1 protein-coding gene is annotated in these 1,304 nt (G+C 53.4%); it reads left to right on the forward strand.

The annotated features are described in order from the left end of the window. Nucleotides 1-679: 679 nt before the first annotated feature. On the forward strand, nucleotides 680-1,304 hold a 625-nt coding region (locus AC1RPN_RS07715; RefSeq protein ID WP_481763639.1), incomplete at its 3' end, for a hypothetical protein.

A 1,304-nucleotide genomic window follows, 5' to 3' on the forward strand; every position in this document is an offset into this window, starting at 1 on the left:
CCATGTGGGTGAAGATATAGTCTGATCTGCGGGGAAACTCGTAGCTGCCGAAAGGCGCTGCCGAATTAACGACTCGTCAGGAACATTGTCCGGGGACTCGCTCGGGCGTGGGTACGTGGCATGTGCCTCGTACTCGACCAAGATATGGGACCCATTCAAACGACGCTACGTCAAGAATACACGCGGCCCGGGCGGTAAACCACAACGGTACGTGACTGTTATTGTTTTTCTTGACCCACGGCTTCATGTGATGGTATCATGCAGCTGCGCCGATTTTCGCTATCGGTGGGAAGTAGCGCTTAACCGAAAGGTTGCGGCAGAAATCGAGTACTCGAATGGTGAGCTTCCAGTGATCCGTAACCCGAGTATGCGCACCTCAAGCTGCAAACATTTGTTCAAGCTTTATGAAACCATCAAACCTCATCTTCCTGCGCGTCGTGCTGACGATAAGACGCCTCCGATAGCACCGCCCAAGGTTGGGACTGCACCCTCAGAGCTGAGGCGTGCTGAGGCCGAACGTGAGGCTCGTATGCGTCAGGCTATGAAGGTACAGCCAGTTCGCATTCAAGCTCCGGTCAACATACAGCGCTCGGCAAAGCCGGGTCGCAAGCAGTCAACGCTACCGCGTTCAGTACAAAGTTCGGTAGCGGCCATGAAACAAAGACGCAATAGGTAAGGTATGAAGGCGTATGAACACAGCGCTTCGTTTTCGAAGCTAAAAACGATAACTGAGCGCATCAGCAAAAACCTGACGACACTGGAATACCTTCATACGCTCGACATGTTTTTGTGGCATGCACTTGATCCGATACACGCCGAATGCCCCGGCCTTTTCCAGAATTACGTGGCTAAGGTCGTGGCACGCCAAACCCGAAAGGCAAGCAGGCGTTTCACCTCTGACGATCGTACAAAGCTCCCAATTCATCTGTTCAACTGCGTGACGGCTCGCGATCAAAAACGGGCCGATGCAGCGGCTCGCGCCATGCACCTTAACCGGGGGCTGCTGTTCGGCTTCTTGGCGCTATTCTTCAAGCGCGTTGAGCGTTATGAGCAGTTGCACACACGTTTCGACATTGACCCAATCATTCGCAACTCCGAGATTTATGCGATCGAGACGAGTCTTGGTGTGCGGCATGGTGGAACTCTGTACTCGACGATTCAGCAGTCGCGGTTGTGGTATGAGAAGGCACGCTCGTTCAAGAACATGATCCTCGAAAAATACGTGCGGCTCGCGATCATGCACGCGAAGACCACGTACAAGGACTTCAATCACCACGTGCGGCTTGACGACGTGATCCAGATTT

The sequence above is a fragment of the Dellaglioa sp. CoH-57-MRSF-20 genome, assembly GCF_056781955.1.